Origin of the sequence: Actinoplanes philippinensis, assembly GCF_900113015.1 — a bacterium.
Taxonomy (GTDB): Bacteria; Actinomycetota; Actinomycetes; order Mycobacteriales; family Micromonosporaceae; genus Actinoplanes; species Actinoplanes philippinensis.
The window spans coordinates 623,499-640,037 of sequence record NZ_FONV01000004.1; the positions used below are offsets into that span (position 1 = coordinate 623,499).

General features: G+C 72.5%; 16 protein-coding genes. 10 read left to right on the forward strand and 6 right to left on the reverse strand.

Annotated features, from left to right (window positions below; all coding sequences use genetic code 11):
* Window positions 1-160 precede the first annotated feature (160 nt).
* The 5 genes from BM290_RS13085 to BM290_RS13105 all read left to right on the forward strand — a co-directional run bounded on the left by BM290_RS13085 (window position 161) and on the right by BM290_RS13105 (window position 4,268).
* Window positions 161-1,162, forward strand: coding sequence for an endo alpha-1,4 polygalactosaminidase (locus BM290_RS13085; RefSeq protein ID WP_093613488.1), 1,002 nt, complete (start codon window positions 161-163; stop codon window positions 1,160-1,162).
* Entirely contained in the window at window positions 1,149-1,688 is a 540-nt protein-coding gene (locus tag BM290_RS13090; protein WP_093613490.1) for a SigE family RNA polymerase sigma factor, read from the forward strand. The genes BM290_RS13085 and BM290_RS13090 overlap by 14 nt, the downstream gene beginning before the upstream one ends.
* The gene (locus BM290_RS13095; RefSeq protein ID WP_093613492.1) at window positions 1,681-2,745 is read left to right on the forward strand and encodes a hypothetical protein; all 1,065 of its coding nucleotides are present in this window, start codon (window positions 1,681-1,683) and stop codon (window positions 2,743-2,745) included. Before BM290_RS13090 ends, BM290_RS13095 begins: the two co-directional genes overlap by 8 nt.
* A gap of 83 nt (window positions 2,746-2,828) precedes the next feature.
* Window positions 2,829-3,512: a PilZ domain-containing protein gene (locus BM290_RS13100; RefSeq protein WP_177319691.1), complete on the forward strand. Its 684-nt coding sequence runs from the start codon at window positions 2,829-2,831 to the stop codon at window positions 3,510-3,512.
* 102 nt (window positions 3,513-3,614) lie between these two features.
* Complete coding sequence (locus tag BM290_RS13105) at window positions 3,615-4,268, forward strand: ABC transporter ATP-binding protein (RefSeq protein ID WP_093613757.1); 654 nt, start codon at window positions 3,615-3,617, stop codon at window positions 4,266-4,268.
* Between the two features lie 15 nt (window positions 4,269-4,283).
* On the opposite strand, the gene BM290_RS13110 is transcribed toward BM290_RS13105, so the two are convergent.
* Window positions 4,284-6,047, reverse strand: coding sequence for a sensor histidine kinase (locus BM290_RS13110; RefSeq protein WP_093613496.1), 1,764 nt, complete (start codon window positions 6,045-6,047; stop codon window positions 4,284-4,286).
* Entirely contained in the window at window positions 6,040-6,723 is a 684-nt protein-coding gene (locus tag BM290_RS13115; RefSeq protein WP_093613498.1) for a response regulator transcription factor, read from the reverse strand. The genes BM290_RS13110 and BM290_RS13115 overlap by 8 nt, the downstream gene beginning before the upstream one ends.
* A gap of 80 nt (window positions 6,724-6,803) precedes the next feature.
* Here BM290_RS13115 and BM290_RS13120 point away from each other — a divergent pair, with 80 nt between their 5' ends.
* Genes BM290_RS13120 through BM290_RS13140 form a run of 5 tightly spaced genes read left to right on the forward strand, consistent with a single transcriptional unit; the run spans window position 6,804 to window position 11,725 of the window.
* The gene (locus BM290_RS13120) at window positions 6,804-7,973 is read left to right on the forward strand and encodes an efflux RND transporter periplasmic adaptor subunit (RefSeq protein WP_093613500.1); all 1,170 of its coding nucleotides are present in this window, start codon (window positions 6,804-6,806) and stop codon (window positions 7,971-7,973) included.
* A complete protein-coding gene (locus BM290_RS13125; RefSeq protein WP_093613502.1) occupies window positions 7,970-9,148 on the forward strand; it encodes an ABC transporter permease in 1,179 nt (392 codons plus the stop codon). Before BM290_RS13120 ends, BM290_RS13125 begins: the two co-directional genes overlap by 4 nt.
* Before the next feature lie 10 nt (window positions 9,149-9,158).
* Window positions 9,159-9,716: a hypothetical protein gene (locus BM290_RS13130; protein WP_093613504.1), complete on the forward strand. Its 558-nt coding sequence runs from the start codon at window positions 9,159-9,161 to the stop codon at window positions 9,714-9,716.
* 46 nt (window positions 9,717-9,762) lie between these two features.
* A complete protein-coding gene (locus tag BM290_RS13135) occupies window positions 9,763-11,097 on the forward strand; it encodes an MFS transporter (protein WP_093613506.1) in 1,335 nt (444 codons plus the stop codon).
* 28 nt (window positions 11,098-11,125) lie between these two features.
* Window positions 11,126-11,725, forward strand: a complete 600-nt coding sequence (locus BM290_RS13140; RefSeq protein WP_203779823.1) for a TetR/AcrR family transcriptional regulator — start codon at window positions 11,126-11,128, stop codon at window positions 11,723-11,725.
* Here BM290_RS13140 and BM290_RS13145 read toward each other — a convergent pair.
* From BM290_RS13145 to BM290_RS13160, 4 genes are all read right to left on the reverse strand, one after another.
* The gene (locus BM290_RS13145; RefSeq protein ID WP_093613510.1) at window positions 11,710-12,510 is read right to left on the reverse strand and encodes a nitroreductase family protein; all 801 of its coding nucleotides are present in this window, start codon (window positions 12,508-12,510) and stop codon (window positions 11,710-11,712) included. The genes BM290_RS13140 and BM290_RS13145 overlap by 16 nt on opposite strands.
* Entirely contained in the window at window positions 12,510-12,860 is a 351-nt protein-coding gene (locus BM290_RS13150; protein ID WP_093613512.1) for a hypothetical protein, read from the reverse strand. Before BM290_RS13150 ends, BM290_RS13145 begins: the two co-directional genes overlap by 1 nt.
* Window positions 12,853-13,575: a class I SAM-dependent methyltransferase gene (locus tag BM290_RS13155; protein WP_093613514.1), complete on the reverse strand. Its 723-nt coding sequence runs from the start codon at window positions 13,573-13,575 to the stop codon at window positions 12,853-12,855. The genes BM290_RS13150 and BM290_RS13155 overlap by 8 nt, the downstream gene beginning before the upstream one ends.
* Before the next feature lie 113 nt (window positions 13,576-13,688).
* A complete protein-coding gene (locus BM290_RS13160; protein ID WP_239144056.1) occupies window positions 13,689-16,433 on the reverse strand; it encodes a TIM-barrel domain-containing protein in 2,745 nt (914 codons plus the stop codon).
* Between the last annotated feature and the right edge of the window lie 106 nt (window positions 16,434-16,539).

The window sequence follows — 16,539 nt, forward strand, 5'->3', positions numbered from 1 at the left end:
GCCGGCCGGCTGGACATGCCGAGGTTCCCACCCGACACATACGTCACTCACGGTGACCGCCGGGCAGCACAAAGAAGTCTCCGAGGGGCGGCAGCAACCGGGCCGGCCCATCGCGTTCCTAGGTGAGGAACCCTCCCCCAGCACGCAAGGAGTCACATCAATGGCAGCCAGCCGCACGAGGCTCACGGTGGGACTCACGATGACGGCCGTCGCGCTCGTCGCTCTGGGTGTCGGCATCGGCACCGCGGACGCCGGCACCCGCGCCCCCTGGCACAGCGCCAAACCGAGCCGCACGAAGCCGGCCACGACCGCACCCACCACCAAGGCCTCCCCCTCGGTGGCGCCGGGTGCCACCTCGGCCCGGCCGTCCGCCACCGCGACGAAGACGCCGGCCTCCCCCGTCGCGTCGGCCACGGCGACCGCCACCGTGAAGCCGGGCTCGTGGACGCCGCCGCCGGCGAACGCCGTGTTCGACTACCAGATCGGCGGCGTCTACACCCCGCCGGCGGGCGTCACCGTGGTCAGCCGGGACAGCGAGGCGGCTCCGGCCGCCGGGCTCTACAACATCTGTTACGTCAACGCCTTCCAGGCCCAGCCGGGCGCCGAGTCGTGGTGGACGGCCAACCACCCCGAGCTGCTGCTGCGCGACGCCGCCGGCAAGCTCGTCATCGACCAGGACTGGGACGAGGTGATGCTGGACTTCTCCACCGAGGCCAAGCGCGCCGCGCTGACCGGCGTCGTCGGCGGATGGATGGACCGGTGCGCCACCAAGGGCTTCCAGGCCGTCGAACTGGACAACCTCGATTCGTACACCCGCTCCAAGGGTCTTCTCAATCAGAGCCAGGCGATCGCGTACGCCACGTCGCTGGCCACCCGCGCACATGCCCGGAGCCTGGCCGTCGGGCAGAAGAACTCCGCCGAGCTGAGCAAGGCGAACGCCCGCAAGATCGGGTTCGACTTCGCGGTGGCCGAGGAGTGCGCCGACTACGACGAGTGCGACGCCTACACCGCCTCCTACGGCGACAATGTGATCGTGATCGAGTATTCGCGCGCCGGCTTCACCAAGGCCTGCTCCGCCTTCGGCAGCCGCCTGTCGATCGTGCTGCGCGATGTCGACGTCACCACCCCGGGAAACAGGTCGTACGTGCATGAGGCGTGCTGAGCCGCTGTCCCGGGAGCCGGGGCTCCCCGGCGTCGACGACTTCGACGAGTTCGTCACCGGCCGCGGGCGCGCGCTGCTCAAGTTCGCGTACGTGCTGTCCGGTGACGCGCACCTGGCCGAGGATCTCGTGCAGGAGGTGCTGGCCCGGCTGCACCGCCGCTGGGACCGGATCGCCGCGATGGACCACGTCGAGGCGTACGTCCGGACGGCGATCGTCCGGCAGTTCCTGTCCTGGCGGCGGCGCCGTGCGTACCGGGAGGCGGTCCTCGCCGAGGTGCCCGAGCCGGCCCCCTCCGACGCGCCCGAGCACCGGGTCGTGGCCCGCGACCAGATGTGGACCCTGCTGCGCGGCCTGCCCCGCGCCCAGCGGGCCGTGCTGGTCCTGCGGTTCTACTGCGATCTGCCGGATGAGGAGATCGCCGCCCTGCTGGGCTGCGGCAAGTCGACGGTGCGGTCGCAGGCCACCCGCGCGCTCGCCCAGATGCGGACCACCCTGAGCCAGAGAGGAGCCGGTGGCGATGGATGACCTGAACCGCATGCTCGCGCAGACGCTGCGGGACGCCGCCGACGACGCCCCCGCCGGCGTCGGCCTGCTGGGCAGCGTGCACGAGCGGTCCCGCCGGTATCGCCGCCGTCGCCTGGTCACCGTCACGGCGGCGGCCGCCGTCGCCGCCGTGGTGGCCGCCGGCATCCCGGTCGTGACGATGCTCGCCGCCCGGCCCCGGTCGGTCACCCCACCGGCCGCGTCCGGCCCGGCGGTGACCGGCCCGGCCGTGACCGGCGTCCCGTCCGGCCCCGCCCCGTCGTCCGCGCCCCCGTCGGCCGGCCGTCCGCAGAACCGCTCGCCCTCCTCCACCGGCGGCGGCACCACCGTGACGTTCGGCGAGGGGTGGACCGCGCCGGTGTTCCCCTACACGCTTCCGGCCACCGACGGGATGAGCGCCCCGGTCGCGTCGATGGACGGCGGCAGCCTGCGCGCGTTCTTCGAGGCGACCGAGGACCGCGAGCACGCCGACGTGACGATCACCCTGTCGGACCGGGAACCGTCCTTCACCGGCGACGCGGCCGAGACCCCGCGACAGGTGCGCGGGCACGCCGGCACGCTGCGGACCGTCGACGTGACACCGGCGAAGCAGCTCACCCTGTACTGGAAGGAGTCGCCGGGGCGGTGGCTGCGGCTCGACACCGACGACACGTACACGCCGGATCAGGTGGTGCAGCTCGCCGGCTCGATCCGGGCCGCGGCGATCGCCGTACCACCGCCCTTTGATCTTGATCTGAGCCCGAAGGGCCTGGCCACCGAGACGGTGACCGCGTCCCGGATGGTCTTCCGCGCGCCGGGCGGCGGCGTGGTCAGCACGGTGCTGCGCAAACGCCGGCAGCTCACCGGCGTCAACGAGAAGGTCGGCGGGCACGACGCCGTGCTGACCCGCCAGGCCGGGCAGGTCAGCCTGTCCATCGACGTCGCCGACTGGGACGCCACCCTGCAGATCACCGTCGGCGGCGGGCTCACCGTCAGCGACGCCGACCTTCTGCGGTACGCCGCCGGCATCCGCATCCTCGACCGGTCGGACCCGGAGTGACCAGTTGCCACATGTCCGGCGTCGTCCTGCCGACAGTCAACCTGGCCGCCGATCACGGCGGGACGCAGGGGAGGACTTCGCGGATGATTCAGCCTTGGGCACTGCTCGGTGCGGAGATCGATCTTCACCACGAGCAGCCCCTGCCGTGGAACGCGCCCGAGGTGCACGTGTCGTTCCATGACGGCCAGGCGTTCGCCTGCCGGGTGTCGCGGTGCCCCGGTGACCTGCTGCGGGTGGAGGCCGAGGGCCGGCGTGTCGCGGCCGGGACCCGGGTCGAGATCCAGTGGACCCAGCAGAGCCGCGGTGGTTTCGCCGCCGGCACGGTCATCGACGCGCCGGACTCCGAGGAGCCGGGTGTGTACATCCGGATCGACGAGTCGGTGGCCGGCATCGAACGGCGTCTCGGGCTCCGCCTGCCGGTCCGGGTGGGCGCCGTCGTCACGGCGCCGTCCGGCCTGGAACTGACCGGCCACACCCTGGACCTGTCCCTGACCGGCGCCCGCATCGTCGCGTTCCCGTTCGCGTGCCGGGCCTTCCTGCAAGACCTGCGGCACGCGCCGGAGGAGGTCTGGGGCGCGCACACCTCGGTCCGGCTGGACCTGCCGACCGGCGTCGCCGACCTCACGTGCCTGGTGGTCAGCGTCAACGAGGACGCCGGTCACGTACGGATCCGGTTCCTGAACAACGACGGGCTCGCGACCGAGCAGATCGGCGCGTTCCTGCGGGTCGAACAGCGCCGGATCGCCCTGCGCGGCCGCACGTCGTAGGCCGTCCCGGCCACCCGGGCGCGGGCTAATCGGTTCCTGACATCGATCGGGCAAGGTGCCCGGGTGCTCAACACACCCGTACTCGCCGTGGACGACGTCAGCATGGTCTATCCCGGTGGGGTCACCGCCCTCGACCGGGTCAGCCTCTCCATCGGGCAGGGGGAACTCGTCGGCATCGTCGGGCCGTCCGGGTCCGGGAAGTCGACGCTGCTGGCGATCATGGGCACCCTCGACCGGCCGACGTCCGGGGCGGTGCACGTCGACGGGCGGGATGTCGCCGGGCTCACCGACCGGCAGCTGTCCCGGCTGCGCGGCCATCGGCTGGGCTTCGTCTTCCAGCAGTTCCACCTGACGCGGGGGCTCAGCGCGGCCGACAACGTCGCGGCGGGACTCCTCTACGCGGGTGTCCCGCGCCGGCGGCGCCGGCCGCTCGCCCTCGAGGCGCTGGCCCGGGTCGGCCTCGAACACCGGGTGGACCACCAGCCCCATCAGCTGTCCGGTGGCGAGCGCCAGCGGGTGGCGATCGCGCGGGCGCTGGTCAACGGGCCGGGGCTGATCCTGGCGGACGAGCCGACCGGCGCGCTGGACACCCGTACCGGGCGGGCGGTTCTTGATCTGCTGGTCCGGTTGCATGCCGAGGGCTCCACGATCGCCGTGATCACCCACGACCGGGACATCGCGGCGTCGCTGCCGCGGTGCGTCGAGATCCGCGACGGCCGGGTGGTCGCCGACAGTGACGACACCGCCGGCCGGTGACCGACCGGCCGGTGACTATCCGGCCGGCAGGGTGACGGTGAAGGTCGTGCCGGCGCCGAGTTCGCTGCGCACGGTGATGTCGCCGCCGTGCGCGGCGGCGATCTGCCGGGCGATCGACAGGCCGAGCCCGCTGCCGCCGGTGCTGCGGGAGCGGGACTGATCGGCCCGCCAGAACCGGTCGAAGACCTTGGGCAGGTCGCCCGGGGCGATGCCGGCGCCGGTGTCGGCGACGACGACGGTGAGCTGCCCGGCGGCGCTCGCGGTGCGGACGGTCACCGTACCCCCGGCCGGGGTGTGCCTGATGGCGTTGGACAGCAGGTTGCCGATCAGCTGGCGCAGGCGGACCGGGTCGACCACCGGTTCGGGGTCGCCGTCGTGGTCGGTGAGCAGCGTGACCCCGGCGGTGACGGCGTTGGGCAGGTGCGCGTCGACGACCTGGGCCACGAGGTCGTTGACGAACGTGGCTTCGGGGTGCATGCGCAGGGTGCCGGCGTCGGCGGCGGCCAGGTCGCGCAGGTCGTCGACGATGTGCTGCAGCTGGGCGGTCTGGTCCTGCAGGAGGGTGAGCACCGGCCCGTCGACGGTGGCGAGACCGTCGTGCACCGCTTCCAGCCAGGTACGGATGTTGGCGAGCGGGTTGCGCAGCTCGTGGGCCACGTCGTTGACCATCGCCTGACGCAGGCGTTCGGACTGCTCCCGGCGTTCGGCCAGCTCGTCGAGCGCGGCGGCGAGGTAGCCGATCTCGTCCCGGCTGGTGATGGTGACCCGTGGGTGGTCGCCGGGGTTGCGGGCGGCGTCGGTGAGCGCGCGCAGGGGCCGGGTGAGGCGGCGGCCGACGAGCACCGTCACGAGCACGGCGAGGGCCAGGACGACGGCGGTGGCGGTGCCGGTGCGGACCAGGTTCTGCCGGGACAGGGCGAACACCGGGCCGGCGGTGGGATCGGCGGGGTCGGTCACGAACAGCAGCGCGGGTGGCGCCACATAGGGCTCCAGCTGGGTACGCCGTGACGCGTCCAGACATCCAGCGGCTTTCGCGATCCGGTCGTCGTCGAACATGCTGGTGTCCGGGTCGACGATGGCGATGTTCAGATCCGGCCAGATCGACACCTCGTCGGGCTTCTTCTCGCCGGCGCAGGCAGCGACGAGCCCCCGTAGCTGGGCGAGCGGCCGCTCCTCGCTCTTGGCCACCGGGGGGACCAGCTCGCACAGGTCGCTCAGCTTGCCCAGCCGGGTGATGACCACTTTGGGCCGGTCGTGCGCGCCGGTCACGATCTGTCCCTCGGCGCCACCGTTGTGCAGGCAGTCCAGGTACCCGGTCAGCTGGTTGCGCATGGTGCGCTGCTCGGCCGCGGTCAGCCGGTACGGCCCGACGATCCGCGGGTCGATGTGATCGGTACGCCCGGTGAGCCCCGCGTCGACCGAGAACGCGTCGACGGTCGCCGACGGGCGCACCCCGTCCAGCGCCGGTCCCGCCCCGGAGTCGGCGATGATCCGGCGATCCTCGGTGGTCAGCGTGATCCGCCGGTCCAGTTCCGCGGCGCGGGCGGTGATCAGCGACGAGACTCCGGACCAGTCGCTGTGGGTGGCGGCGTATCCGAGCAGCTCGTCGTAGACCTTCTTGTCGTCGGTCAGCGACTGCCCGATCTGCTGCCGGATGGTGCGCGAGGCGGCCTGGGTGGCGAGCCAGGCGGTGGCGACGACCGCGGCCGCGGCGATGGTGAGCGACGCCGCGAGCAGCCGGAAGATCAGGCTGCGGTGCAGCGGCACCCGCTCAGACATCCGCTGTCATCTTGTATCCGATTCCGTACACGGTGAGGAGCCGGGACGGGCGGCGCGGATCGGGCTCGATCTTGCGGCGCAGGTTGAGGACGTGCACGTCGATGCTGCGCTCGATCGAGTCGCGGTCCTCGCCGTTGGTGTGGGTGAGCAGCTGGGCGCGGGTGAAGACCCGGTCGGGCTGCGCGGCCATGGCGGCGAGGATCGCGAACTCGCCGCGGGTGCACTCCACCGGGCGCCCGCCGTCGAGCACGGTGTGGCGTTCGACGTCGATGGTGAGCGCGCCGATCGTCAGCACCGTGTCGGTGGCGTGGCTGCGGCTGCGGCGCAGCAGGGCGCGGATCCGGGCGAGCAGCTCCTTCGGCGAGTACGGTTTCGTCAGGTAGTCGTCGGCGCCGTCGTTCAATCCGGTGAGCAGGTCGTTCTCCGCGGACCGTGCGGTGAGCACCAGGATGGGGACGTCCGACTCCCTCCGCAGGATGCGGCACAGGGTCATGCCGTCGAGGCCGGGCATCATCAGATCCAGCACCAGCAGATCGGGCCGCCGGCGGCGGAACTCGTCGAGCGCGACCCGGCCGTCGTGCACCACCAGCACCTCGTGACCGTCGGCGGCCAGATAGCGCCGCATGCCCTCGGCCTGGGCGGGGTCATCCTCGGCTACCAGCAGATATGCACGCACGGCGACGACTATAGGTGTCCCGTGGCGGGAGGAGGGCGAAGCTAACAGGTTCCTTATCGAGGTCGGCGACACTGCGCCGCATGCTGAAATCCCGGCCCGTTCTGTGGGCCCTTCCCGCCGTCACGGTGGTGCTCGCGGCGGGCGCGTGGGCCGTACGCGGCGTCACCTCTCCGCAGAAGGAGGCGACCCCGGAAACCCCGGCGGTCACCGCGGTGGCGCTGGTCCGGCAGGACCTGACCGAGAGCATCTCGCTCACCGGCAAGCTCGGCTACGGCACCGCCCGCCCGGTCAAGGGAGGCCGCGCCGGCGTGGTCACCTGGCTGCCGGCCGCGGGGGCGGTGATCTCGCGCGGCAAGGCGCTCTACCGGATCGACGACAAGCCGGTGCCGCTGTTCTACGGCAGCCTTCCGCTCTTCCGGACGCTGGCGCAGCCCAACACCGTCGGCCGTGACGTGCGGGTGGTCCGCGACAACCTGAAGGCACTCGGCTACCCCGTCGGCCGCCAGTATGCGGCCGGTGAGCGGGTGCGGCAGGTCACGCCGTCGCCGGCGCCGCAGTCCGGGGCGTCACCCGGCCCCTCGCCCGGGCCGTCCGCGCCCGCCGAGGTGTGGACGAAGGTGCGCACCGGTGAGGACGTCTACACCTCGGCGTTGATGAACGCGGTCAAACGCTGGCAGGACGACGCCGGCCTGCCGGTCACCGGCGCCGTCGGGGCCGGGGACGTGGCGGTGCTCACCGGCCCCGTCCGCGTCGACGCGGTCAGCGCGCTCGCCGGCGATCCGGCCGAGTCCCCGCTGATGTCGGTGACCCCGACCGCCAAGGCCGTCACCGTGCAGGCCGAGGTGTCCGAGGCCGGCTCGATCCACCGCGGCGACAAGGCGGACGTGCGGCTGCCGGACGAGCGCACGGTGCCGGGCAAGGTCGCCGCCGTGGCCACCACCGTGCAGGCCGACGGCGCGGACCCGGCCGCCGGGCCGCCCACCGTGACCGTGACGATCACGCTGGACGAGCCGGCTCTGGCCGACCGGCTCGACGCCGCTCCGGTCCAGGTCGACCTGCCCCGCAAGACCCGCGAGGACGTGCTGGTGGCGCCGGTCGGCGCGCTGCTCGCGCTGGCCGAGGGCGGGTACGCCGTACAGATCGAGGGCGGACCGATGGTGCCGGTGCGGACCGGCATGTTCGCCGGCGGGATGGTCGAGGTCAGCGGCGACGGGCTCACCGACGGCGTCCGGGTGGTCACCACCTCATGAGCCCGCTGGATCTGCTCGGCCTCGGGCTCGTCGGCATCCGGACCCGCCGGGCACGCGCCGCCCTCTCCGTCCTCGGCATCGCGATCGGCATCGCCACGATGGTCGTCGTCACCGGCATCCCGGCGTCCAGCCAGGCCGCGCTGGACCGGGAACTGGCCGCCCTCGGCGCCGACATGCTCCAGATCGTCCCCACGCAGAGCCAGGACGACACGACGGTGCTGCCGGCCGAGTCGGTCGCGATGGTCCGGCGGATCGCGCCGGTGACCGCGGTCAGCGCCACCGCGGGCACCGCGGCGCTGGTCCGGCGGTCGGACCGCACCGACCCCCGCGACGGCTCCGGCCTGACCGTCCGCGCCACCCGCCCCGACCTGCTCGGCGTTCTCGACGCCCGGGTCCGGGCCGGGCACTGGCTCACCCCGGTCGAGCAGGGGTTCCCGGCCGTGGTGCTCGGCGCTGTCGCCGCGTCCCGGCTGGGCTTCGACGAGCTGCCCCGGACCGGCCCGCCGCCGCAGGTGATCATCGGGAGGCGCTGGTTCGCCGTGACCGGCATCCTCGATCCGATCCCGCTGGCGCCCGACGTCGACCGGTCGGTGCTGGTCGGCTGGGCCACCGCGACCGAGCACCTCGGCTTCAAGGGCAACCCCACCACCATCTACGTACGGGCGGAGGAGTCCGCCGTCGAAGCGGTCCGCGGTGTCCTGCCGGCCACTGTGGACCCCGCGCACCCGGAGAACGTGTCGGTGACCCGGCCGTCCGAGGCCCTGGCGGCCAAGCGTGCCACCGAGGCCACGTTCTCCGTGCTGCTGCTCGGCCTGGCCGCGGTGGCGCTGCTGGTCGGTGGGGTCGGTGTCGCCAACACGATGGTCGTGTCGGTGCTGGAACGCCGCTCCGAGATCGGCCTGCGCCGTGCGCTGGGCAGCAGCCGTGGCCAGATCCGGGCGCAGTTCCTCACCGAGGCGGCGGTGCTGGCCGCGCTCGGCGGGCTCACCGGCACCGTCCTGGGGGTGCTGCTGACGGCCGGTTATGCCGCCGCGCACGGCTGGCCGTTCGTCGTACCCCTGCCGGCCCTTCTGACCGGCCTGGCCGGCTCCACTCTCGTCGGCATCGTCGCCGGCGTGTACCCGGCCGTGAGCGCTTCACGGCTGACCCCTACCGAAGCCCTGGCTTCGAGCTGAAAGGATCGACATGCGCCTGACACCGACACTCGTCACCCTGGCCGCAGTCCTCGTCGCGGCGGCCGGCTGTTCCTCGGACCCGGAGCCGGCGCCCGGGGTGGCCACCCTGCAGTCGGCTGCCCCGACCGCCGGCGCGCCGTCGGCGGCCGGCACCGCCGGGCAGCGGCCGGTGTTCCCGGTCGACGCCACCGACGCCCAGCTGGCGGCCATGATCCGGCCCTGGGAGGACTGCATGGTGGCCAAGGGCGGCACGAAGTTCCGTGGGCAGGGCGCCTTAATGATCACCAAGGGGCTCACCGCGGCGGACGCGGAGGACGAGGACGTCGCCGCCTTCCGGGCCTGTGAGGCCAAGCAGCCCGAGTCCTTCGACGACAACCAGAAGCGCACGAACCCGAGCGAGTACAAGGACAACCAGCGCGAGTGGTATCAGTGCGCCAAGGCCGCGGGCTACCAGCTGACCGAGCCCGATCCGGAGACCGGCGAGTTCGGTCTCACCGCCGTCGGCCCGAACGGCGACGCCGGCTCGGACAAGTTCCTGGCGTGCAAGCGCCAGGCGTTCGCCGGCTGACCAGGGCGTGTAGACACTGTCTACGCTTGGTTGGTAGCGTCCGGGCATGAGCCGCTTCCTAGCCCTGGTGGCCGGCGTCGCCGGCGCCATGATGGTGTCCTTCGACGGCACGGCGCTGCTGGTGGCCCAGCCCGGTCTGCGGCGCACGCTGCACGCGTCGGTCGCCGAGGTGCAGTGGACCAGCACGGCCTACCTGATCGCGGTGGCGTCGCTGCTGGTCCTCGGTGGACGGCTGGGTGACCGGTTCGGCCACGCCCGCCTCCTGCTGATCGGCGCGGCGGGCTTCGGGGCCGTCTCGGTGGCCATCGTGCTGGCTCCGGGCATCGACGGGGTGATCGCCGGACGGGCCGTGCAGGGCCTGTTCGGCGCGCTCCTGCAGCCGGCCACCCTCGCGTTGCTCCGGCTCGCCTACCCGCCGGACCGGCTGAGCATGCCGGTCGCTGTCCGGACCAGCGGCATCGCTGTCGCCGGGGCACTGGGGCCGGTGCTCGGCGGTGCGCTGGTCGACCGGTACGGGTGGAGTTCGGTGTTCCTCGTCAACGTCCCGGTCGCGCTGCTCATCGTGGCCGCCGCCCTCTCGGTGCGCGGTGTGGAGCAACGGGATCAGCCTGTCCGGGCGCGCCTGCATCTGCTCGACGCGGCTCTGCTGGCTACCTCGCTCGGGCTCCTGGTCCACACGCTGACGGAAGGCTGGAACCCGCCGGTGACCCTGGTGGAACCGGCCGTCGCCGCCGTGCTCGGCGCCCTGCTGGTGCGACGCCTGCGGAATTCCGAGGACGGTCTGGTGCCGGCCGCGGTCGCCCGGTCCCGGCCGGTGATGGCGTCGATGTCGCTCCTGCTCGTCATCGCGGCCGGGCTGTTCGGCGCGCTCTTCGTGGCCGGCCTGATGCTGCAGGAGCAGCTCGGCCTGAGCGCGCTGGCCGGCGGCGTGCAGGTGCTCCCGCTGACCGTCGCCATGGTGGTCGGCGCGCCACTGACCGGTCTGGCGCTGCGCCGCTGGGATCCTCGCCGCACCGCCGTGGCCGGGGTGGTCCTGGTGGCGCTCGGCATCGCCGGGCTGGCCGTGTTCGGCCCGGTCGGCGCGGCGGCCGCGGTGCTCGGCGCCGGGTACGCGATCGTCATGGTGACCGCGACGGGCACCGTCGTCGGCGACGCCCCACCGGCCTACGCGGGCGTGGTCGGCGGCCTCAAGCAGAGCGCGATGAACCTCGGTTCGGCGCTGGGCATCGCAGTCGCCGCCGCGATCCTGACCGCCGCGACGGCCGCGACCGCGGTGTGGGCGCTCGCCGGGTTCGCGGTGCTCGCCCTGGCGCCGGCCGCTCTGCTGCCGGGCGCCCGGCCACGTGCCGGGCGCGAGATCGTGACGGCCGATCGCCGCTGACCGCTGATGCCTCTGGTAGACATTGCCTGTGGAAGCGGCGGATGTGGGCCTCAAGGCCCGGTTGGTGCAGGTGGGGGTCGATCTGCTGGCCCGGGAGGGGATCCAGGCGCTGACCCTGCGGGAGATCGCCCGGCAGGCCGGGGTCTCGCACGGCGCGCCGCGGCGGCACTTCCCGACCCACCTGGAGTTGCTGTCCGCCATCGCCCGCGAGGGCTTCCTGACGTTGACCACCACCGCGACGGAGACGATCGCGCGGTCCGATCTGAGCGCCCGGGCGAAACTCGGCGTCCTGGGGCGCGCCTATCTGGACTTCGCCCGCGACAACCCGGGCATGTTCGAGCTGATGTCGCGTCACGACCTGCTGGAGAGCAACCGGCTGGGCCTGCGGGAGACCAGCCTGCCCCTGTTCGCGCTGCTCGTCGACCTGATCACCGAGGCGGGGCCGCCGGGCGGCAACCCGCCACGGATGGTCGCCGGGGCGCTCTGGGCCAACCTGCACGGCATCGCCCAGCTGTGGCGCTGGGGCAGCCTGCAGCTGGCGACCGGGACGGACCGGGCCGACGCGTTGCTGCAGGCCGCGCTGGACGCCCATCTCGGCCCGGCCGAGCCGCCTCACCCGGCCGGTTGATCCCAGCCCTGCTGCGGCGTGGCACAGGTGCCCCGGAACACGTACTGCGAGGGCAGTTTGCGCTGCTCGCTGGTCCAGTCGATGGGCGGGCGCCGCTGCTCGGCCGGCAGGTAGCCGAGGCGGTAGACGGCCATCAGCTCCAGATCGTCCGGCACCTCGAGCAGGCGGACGATCTCGTCCCAGCGCCCCGGAACCTCCATCGGGAAGGAGATGAACTGGATGCCCATGCCCAGCTCCACGGTGGTGAGCCACAGGTTCTCCATCGCCGCGCCCATGCTGAACACCGAGTAGAAGGACGACAGCTCCCCCGGCCGGTACTCCGCGCGGTCGAGCATCACGCCCAGCAGCAGTGGGGAGCCGGCCACGAGCTTTCGGTTCTCCGCCCCGAGGGTCTGCGGAACACGCATGGCGTTCATGAGCTTCTGGCCGCGCGAGGTGAAGACCTGACCGGTGAACGGACGCAGCGGCGCGGGCAGGCGGTCGAACAGCATGCCGTCGCGGCGGCGTTCCATCTCCTCCTTGCTGAACCGGAAATACGGTTTGTACCGCTCGAAGAAGGTGCCGTTGGACATCGCCTCGGTCATGCTCTCCCCGCTGATCCGCGCGATCCTCTCGATCGTCTCGCGTTCCTCCACGATCACGAACCGCCACGGTTGGCTGTTGAGCTGTGACGGAGCCCGTCCGGCCACCTCCATCAGCAGCCTCTGGTGCTCCTCGGAGACCGGGTCGGGCAGGAACGCGCCGTTGGTGGTGCGGCGGCGGCGTACCACATCGAGAAATTCCATCAGCGGTCCTTCCAGGCCAGGACGAGGGCGATGAGGTACGCCGGAGCGGCCGACCCCGCAACGGCGGCATGCCGATGCAGCCGGCCGCCGGCGTAGGGCAGCACGACCAGCGGACCGGCCGCCGGCAGCAGCGCGAGTCCGCCGGGCCGCCGTTCGATGGCGGCGGCGGCGAGCGCGGCGGTGGTCAGCGAGGAGGTCACCACGTACAGGGCATGGTGGACCCAGCGGATGCGCCGGTTGTCGATCGCGCCCATCGCGACGGCGACGCCGAAGGCGGTGTTGGTGAGGTAGCCGAGCGCCGCGGCGGTGATCAGGGATCGGGCCGGCGACGTCCGGCGGGCGTCACTCATCGCCGGGCTCCCAGGTGAGCAGCAGCCGCTGCGGGAACATCGGCGTGACCCGCCACCCCGGCGCGACGACCGCCTGCAGTTCGCCACGCCGGTAGCTGCGGCGGATGGAGAGCAGCCCGTCCTGGTGGATGAACGACCGGCGGGCGAACGGCAGGGTCGCGACGGCATAGAGGCCGTAGCCCGCACGCCCGCGGGACAGGTCGTTGTGGATGACCAGGCGGCGGGACAGTGCCCGGCTGTCGGCCAGCACGCCCGCGAGCGCCTCCGGGTCCAGGTGGTGCAGGAGATGGTTGGAGATCACCAGGTCGTACCGGTCGCCCCGGGCCACCAGGTCCGCACTGGACGCCTGCTCGAAGCGGACCCCGGCCGTCGGCCGCCCGCGCGCATGACGCAGGGCGCGCACGTCCGGGTCGATGGCCGTCGTGTGCAGAACGAGCCGGTCGTGGGCCGCCCATCGCATGAGGGCCCGGGAGATGTCGCCCGCGCCGAAGCCGATGTCCAGCAGAGTGGTGGGCCGGTGGGTGTCCAGGACCGGCCGGATCCGGTGCCGGTAGAGGCGTCGCCAGCCGGAGACGAGCCGGTTGACGGTGCGGAACTGCCGGTAGGTACGGTCCAGCCGATCGGGGTCACAGCCGGGGGCGTCCATGAACTCCTGCGACAGAATGTCGCGCCGGGCGAGGGAGGTGCCGCCGCGCACGGTGCCGGTGCCGCTCATGACGTGGATCCTCCCGGTCGCGGTGGATTCACTGGTGGCAATACCCCGATGATCGGGACCTTAACGGGAACGGGTGGCGGCGTTCTCGATCGAGAACGCCGCCACCCGTCGTGTCACGGCTTCTTCGCTCCGGAGCGGACGAACACCGGCATGGTGTCCAGCGTCGTGGTGATCTCGGCGGTGGTGCCGCCGGCGTACCGCTTGCCGGTGAAGTAGTCCGTCCACGTGCTGCCCGGCGGGAACCACACCGGCGTGGTCGCCGTCGTGCCCGGCGTGGTCACCGGGGCGACCAGCAGGTCCGGGCCGTACAGGTACTGGCTGCCGGCCGTGGCGTACGCCTCCGGCTCACCCGGGTAGGCCAGGTACATCGCCCGGACGATCGGGGTGCCGGTCCGGGTCGCCTCGGCCGCCGCCGCATAGGTGTACGGCTGCAGCTTCTTGCGCAGGTTGAGGAACTTCTTCGCCGACGCGTTCGCGGCCGGCCCGTACTGCCAGGGCAGCCGGTCGCTGTGGTTGGAGTGCAGCCGGTCGATCGGCTGGAAGGTGCCCATCTGCACCCACCGCGCGTACAGGTCGTCAGGGAGCTTGGTGGTCCCCGGCTCGCTGCCCGGCTCCTGCAGGCCGCCGGTGTGCCCGCCGATGTCGTGGCTGACCGAGGCCAGCCCGGTCGCCGCCGACTCGCCCGGCGTGTAGCCGACCGTGAACCGCAGCGTCTCCCAGTTGGAGATGGTGTCGCCGGTGAAGTGCAGCGTGGTCCGCTTGTCGGCCCACGGCCCGGACGGCACCGGCCCCGGGTTCGCGTAACCGCCGGTCTGCAACGCCCCGTAGGCGCGGGAGAAGGCGAAACCGATCCGGTCGGCGTACTCCTTGTTGATCGCGGCGTCGGAGCCCCGGGACGCGTCGCAGCACCAGTCCAGCCACCAGAAGTCGACGCCGGTCGCGCCCATCTGGTCGTGCAGCCAGAAGTAGGCCTTCAGCTGGTCCGGGTCGTCGAAGTCGAAGACGTAGCAGTCCGCGCCGCCGTTGCAGCCGGTGCGCTTCAGCTTGCCCCCGGCGATCTCCTGCGCCTTCGCGAACCGCGGGTCGGAGCCGAGGATGCTCGGGTGGATGTTCAGCCCGGTGTGCACGCCCTGCTTGCGCAGCCAGGTCGCGAAGGCGGTCCAGTCCGGGAACCGGGACGGGTCGATCGACCAGCCGTTCCACCGGTCCGGCGACTTGAAGTCGGTGTCGATGACCAGCGCGTCCAGCGGCACACCCTCGGCACGGAAACGTGTCACGACGTCCTGGAACTCGCCCGCCGTCCGGTCGATGTACTCCGAATACCACACGCCGTAGGCCCACTTCGGCAGCAGTTTCGTCGGCCCGGTCAGCGTGGACAGCTCACGCAGCGCGCCACGGTAGTCCTGGCCGTAGGCGAAGACGTACCCGTCCTGGTGGTCACCGGCGGCCGAGTCGTCGAGCAGGCTCCAGCCGTCCTGGAAGAGCAGGCCGGCGTAGGTGCGGGCGCCGCCGTTGACGTTGTCGAGCCCGCGCCGGTAGCCACCGAGCGGCGCATGCGGCGCGAGCAGCGGCGCGGTCCGCGCGGCGACCGCCACGGTGTCCACGTTGACGTGGCAGCTCTTCTCGTCGGGACACCCCAGCGTCACCGTGTTCGTCCCGGCTTTCAGATCAAGAGCGACCGATTGGGTACGCCAGAAGTCCCACCCGCTCGTCGGGGGCAGGGTGGCCGTCACCGCCGGGGAGCCGTTCGCCGTCACCGTGATCGTCCGGCTCTGCACCGCCTGGCTGCCGGCCTGCCCGTTCGCGTACCGCACCTGCGCCTGGTAGCGGCCCGCGGCCGGCACCCCGGTCACGGTCAGTGCCACGCCCGCGCCGGTTCGCTCCAGCCCGGCCAGGAAGCCGTCCCCGGAGTACCCGTTGTGGTCGTCGGCGAGCTTGCCACCGCCGGTCGTCGCGCCGGTCTCCGCCTCGCACACCGTCCCGAACGCGCACGGCGTCGCGGCCGGCGGTGTCGGCGCCGGATATCCCGCGCCCGGGTCGAGCACGGCCAGACTGTCCACGTTGACGTTGCCGGTGTCGCCGGCCGTGCGGACCAGGGTGATCGTGTGCCGTCCGGCGCTCAGCTGCAGCGGTGCCGACGCCGTCGCCCAGGTGTCCCAGCTGCCGGTCGGCGGCAGGCTGACCGTGCCGGCGGCGACACCGTCCACGGTCACGGTCAGCGTACGGGCCACGTTCTGCCCGTCACCGCCGGTGCTGTTCGCGTACCGGACGCTGAGCTGCTGCGCCTTCGCGGCGGCCGTGGTGACGGCGAAGGTGACCGCCGCGCCGGTGCCCTCGAACCCGGCCGCGAACCCCTGACCGGTGAAGTCGCGGTGGTCGGTGGCCGTGCCGAGGCCGCTCAGCCGCAGATCCTCGGCCTCGCACAGGACGCCGGGCAGGCAGTCCGGCGCGCCCAGCCCGGCCCACGGCTGCGCGGTGACGGTCTGCTTGCCGGCCTTCAGCCGTGCCGTCAGATTGTCCTTGGTGAACTCACCGGAACCGACCCGGTAACGCAGCGTCGCCGCACCGGTGTCGATGGTCAGCCAGCCCTGCGACACCCTCTTGCTGAAGCGGGCCGGCTTGAACCCGCCGCGGCCGACCACGTTGCCGGTGTCACCGTCGGTGAACCGGCCGTTGGCCGCGTACTCGGTCCTGATCAGCGTCGGCGACAGGATCTGGAATCGGGCGTTGCCGGAGGTCACGGTGCCCGGCCACCGGTGGTGGGCCTGGGCCGCGGAGGACGAGACCAGCGACAGACCGCCGGCCAGGAGAACCAGAGAGGCCGCGGCGGCGACCCTCCGTCGAGCGAGATCGCGCACCAGCGTTCCCATCAGGTAGCGAAAAGATCATCTGGATGACAACGTTGTCACCGTACGGTTAAGAAAGTCAATAGATCATCGCCGCGCCCGGATGACGGACGAATTG

Excerpts from the sequence above, each read along its gene's own strand:
- BM290_RS13085 (WP_093613488.1), top strand. The coding sequence starts at position 161 with ATGGCAGCCAGCCGCACGAGGCTCACGGTGGGACTCACGATGACGGCC.
- BM290_RS13090 (WP_093613490.1), top strand. The coding sequence starts at position 1,149 with ATGAGGCGTGCTGAGCCGCTGTCCCGGGAGCCGGGGCTCCCCGGCGTC.
- BM290_RS13095 (WP_093613492.1), top strand. The coding sequence starts at position 1,681 with ATGGATGACCTGAACCGCATGCTCGCGCAGACGCTGCGGGACGCCGCC.
- BM290_RS13100 (WP_177319691.1), top strand. The coding sequence starts at position 2,829 with ATGATTCAGCCTTGGGCACTGCTCGGTGCGGAGATCGATCTTCACCAC.
- BM290_RS13105 (WP_093613757.1), top strand. The coding sequence starts at position 3,615 with ATGGTCTATCCCGGTGGGGTCACCGCCCTCGACCGGGTCAGCCTCTCC.
- BM290_RS13110 (WP_093613496.1), bottom strand. The coding sequence starts at position 6,047 with ATGTCTGAGCGGGTGCCGCTGCACCGCAGCCTGATCTTCCGGCTGCTC.
- BM290_RS13120 (WP_093613500.1), top strand. The coding sequence starts at position 6,804 with ATGCTGAAATCCCGGCCCGTTCTGTGGGCCCTTCCCGCCGTCACGGTG.
- BM290_RS13125 (WP_093613502.1), top strand. The coding sequence starts at position 7,970 with ATGAGCCCGCTGGATCTGCTCGGCCTCGGGCTCGTCGGCATCCGGACC.
- BM290_RS13130 (WP_093613504.1), top strand. The coding sequence starts at position 9,159 with ATGCGCCTGACACCGACACTCGTCACCCTGGCCGCAGTCCTCGTCGCG.
- BM290_RS13135 (WP_093613506.1), top strand. The coding sequence starts at position 9,763 with ATGAGCCGCTTCCTAGCCCTGGTGGCCGGCGTCGCCGGCGCCATGATG.
- BM290_RS13145 (WP_093613510.1), bottom strand. The coding sequence starts at position 12,510 with ATGGAATTTCTCGATGTGGTACGCCGCCGCCGCACCACCAACGGCGCG.
- BM290_RS13150 (WP_093613512.1), bottom strand. The coding sequence starts at position 12,860 with ATGAGTGACGCCCGCCGGACGTCGCCGGCCCGATCCCTGATCACCGCC.
- BM290_RS13155 (WP_093613514.1), bottom strand. The coding sequence starts at position 13,575 with ATGAGCGGCACCGGCACCGTGCGCGGCGGCACCTCCCTCGCCCGGCGC.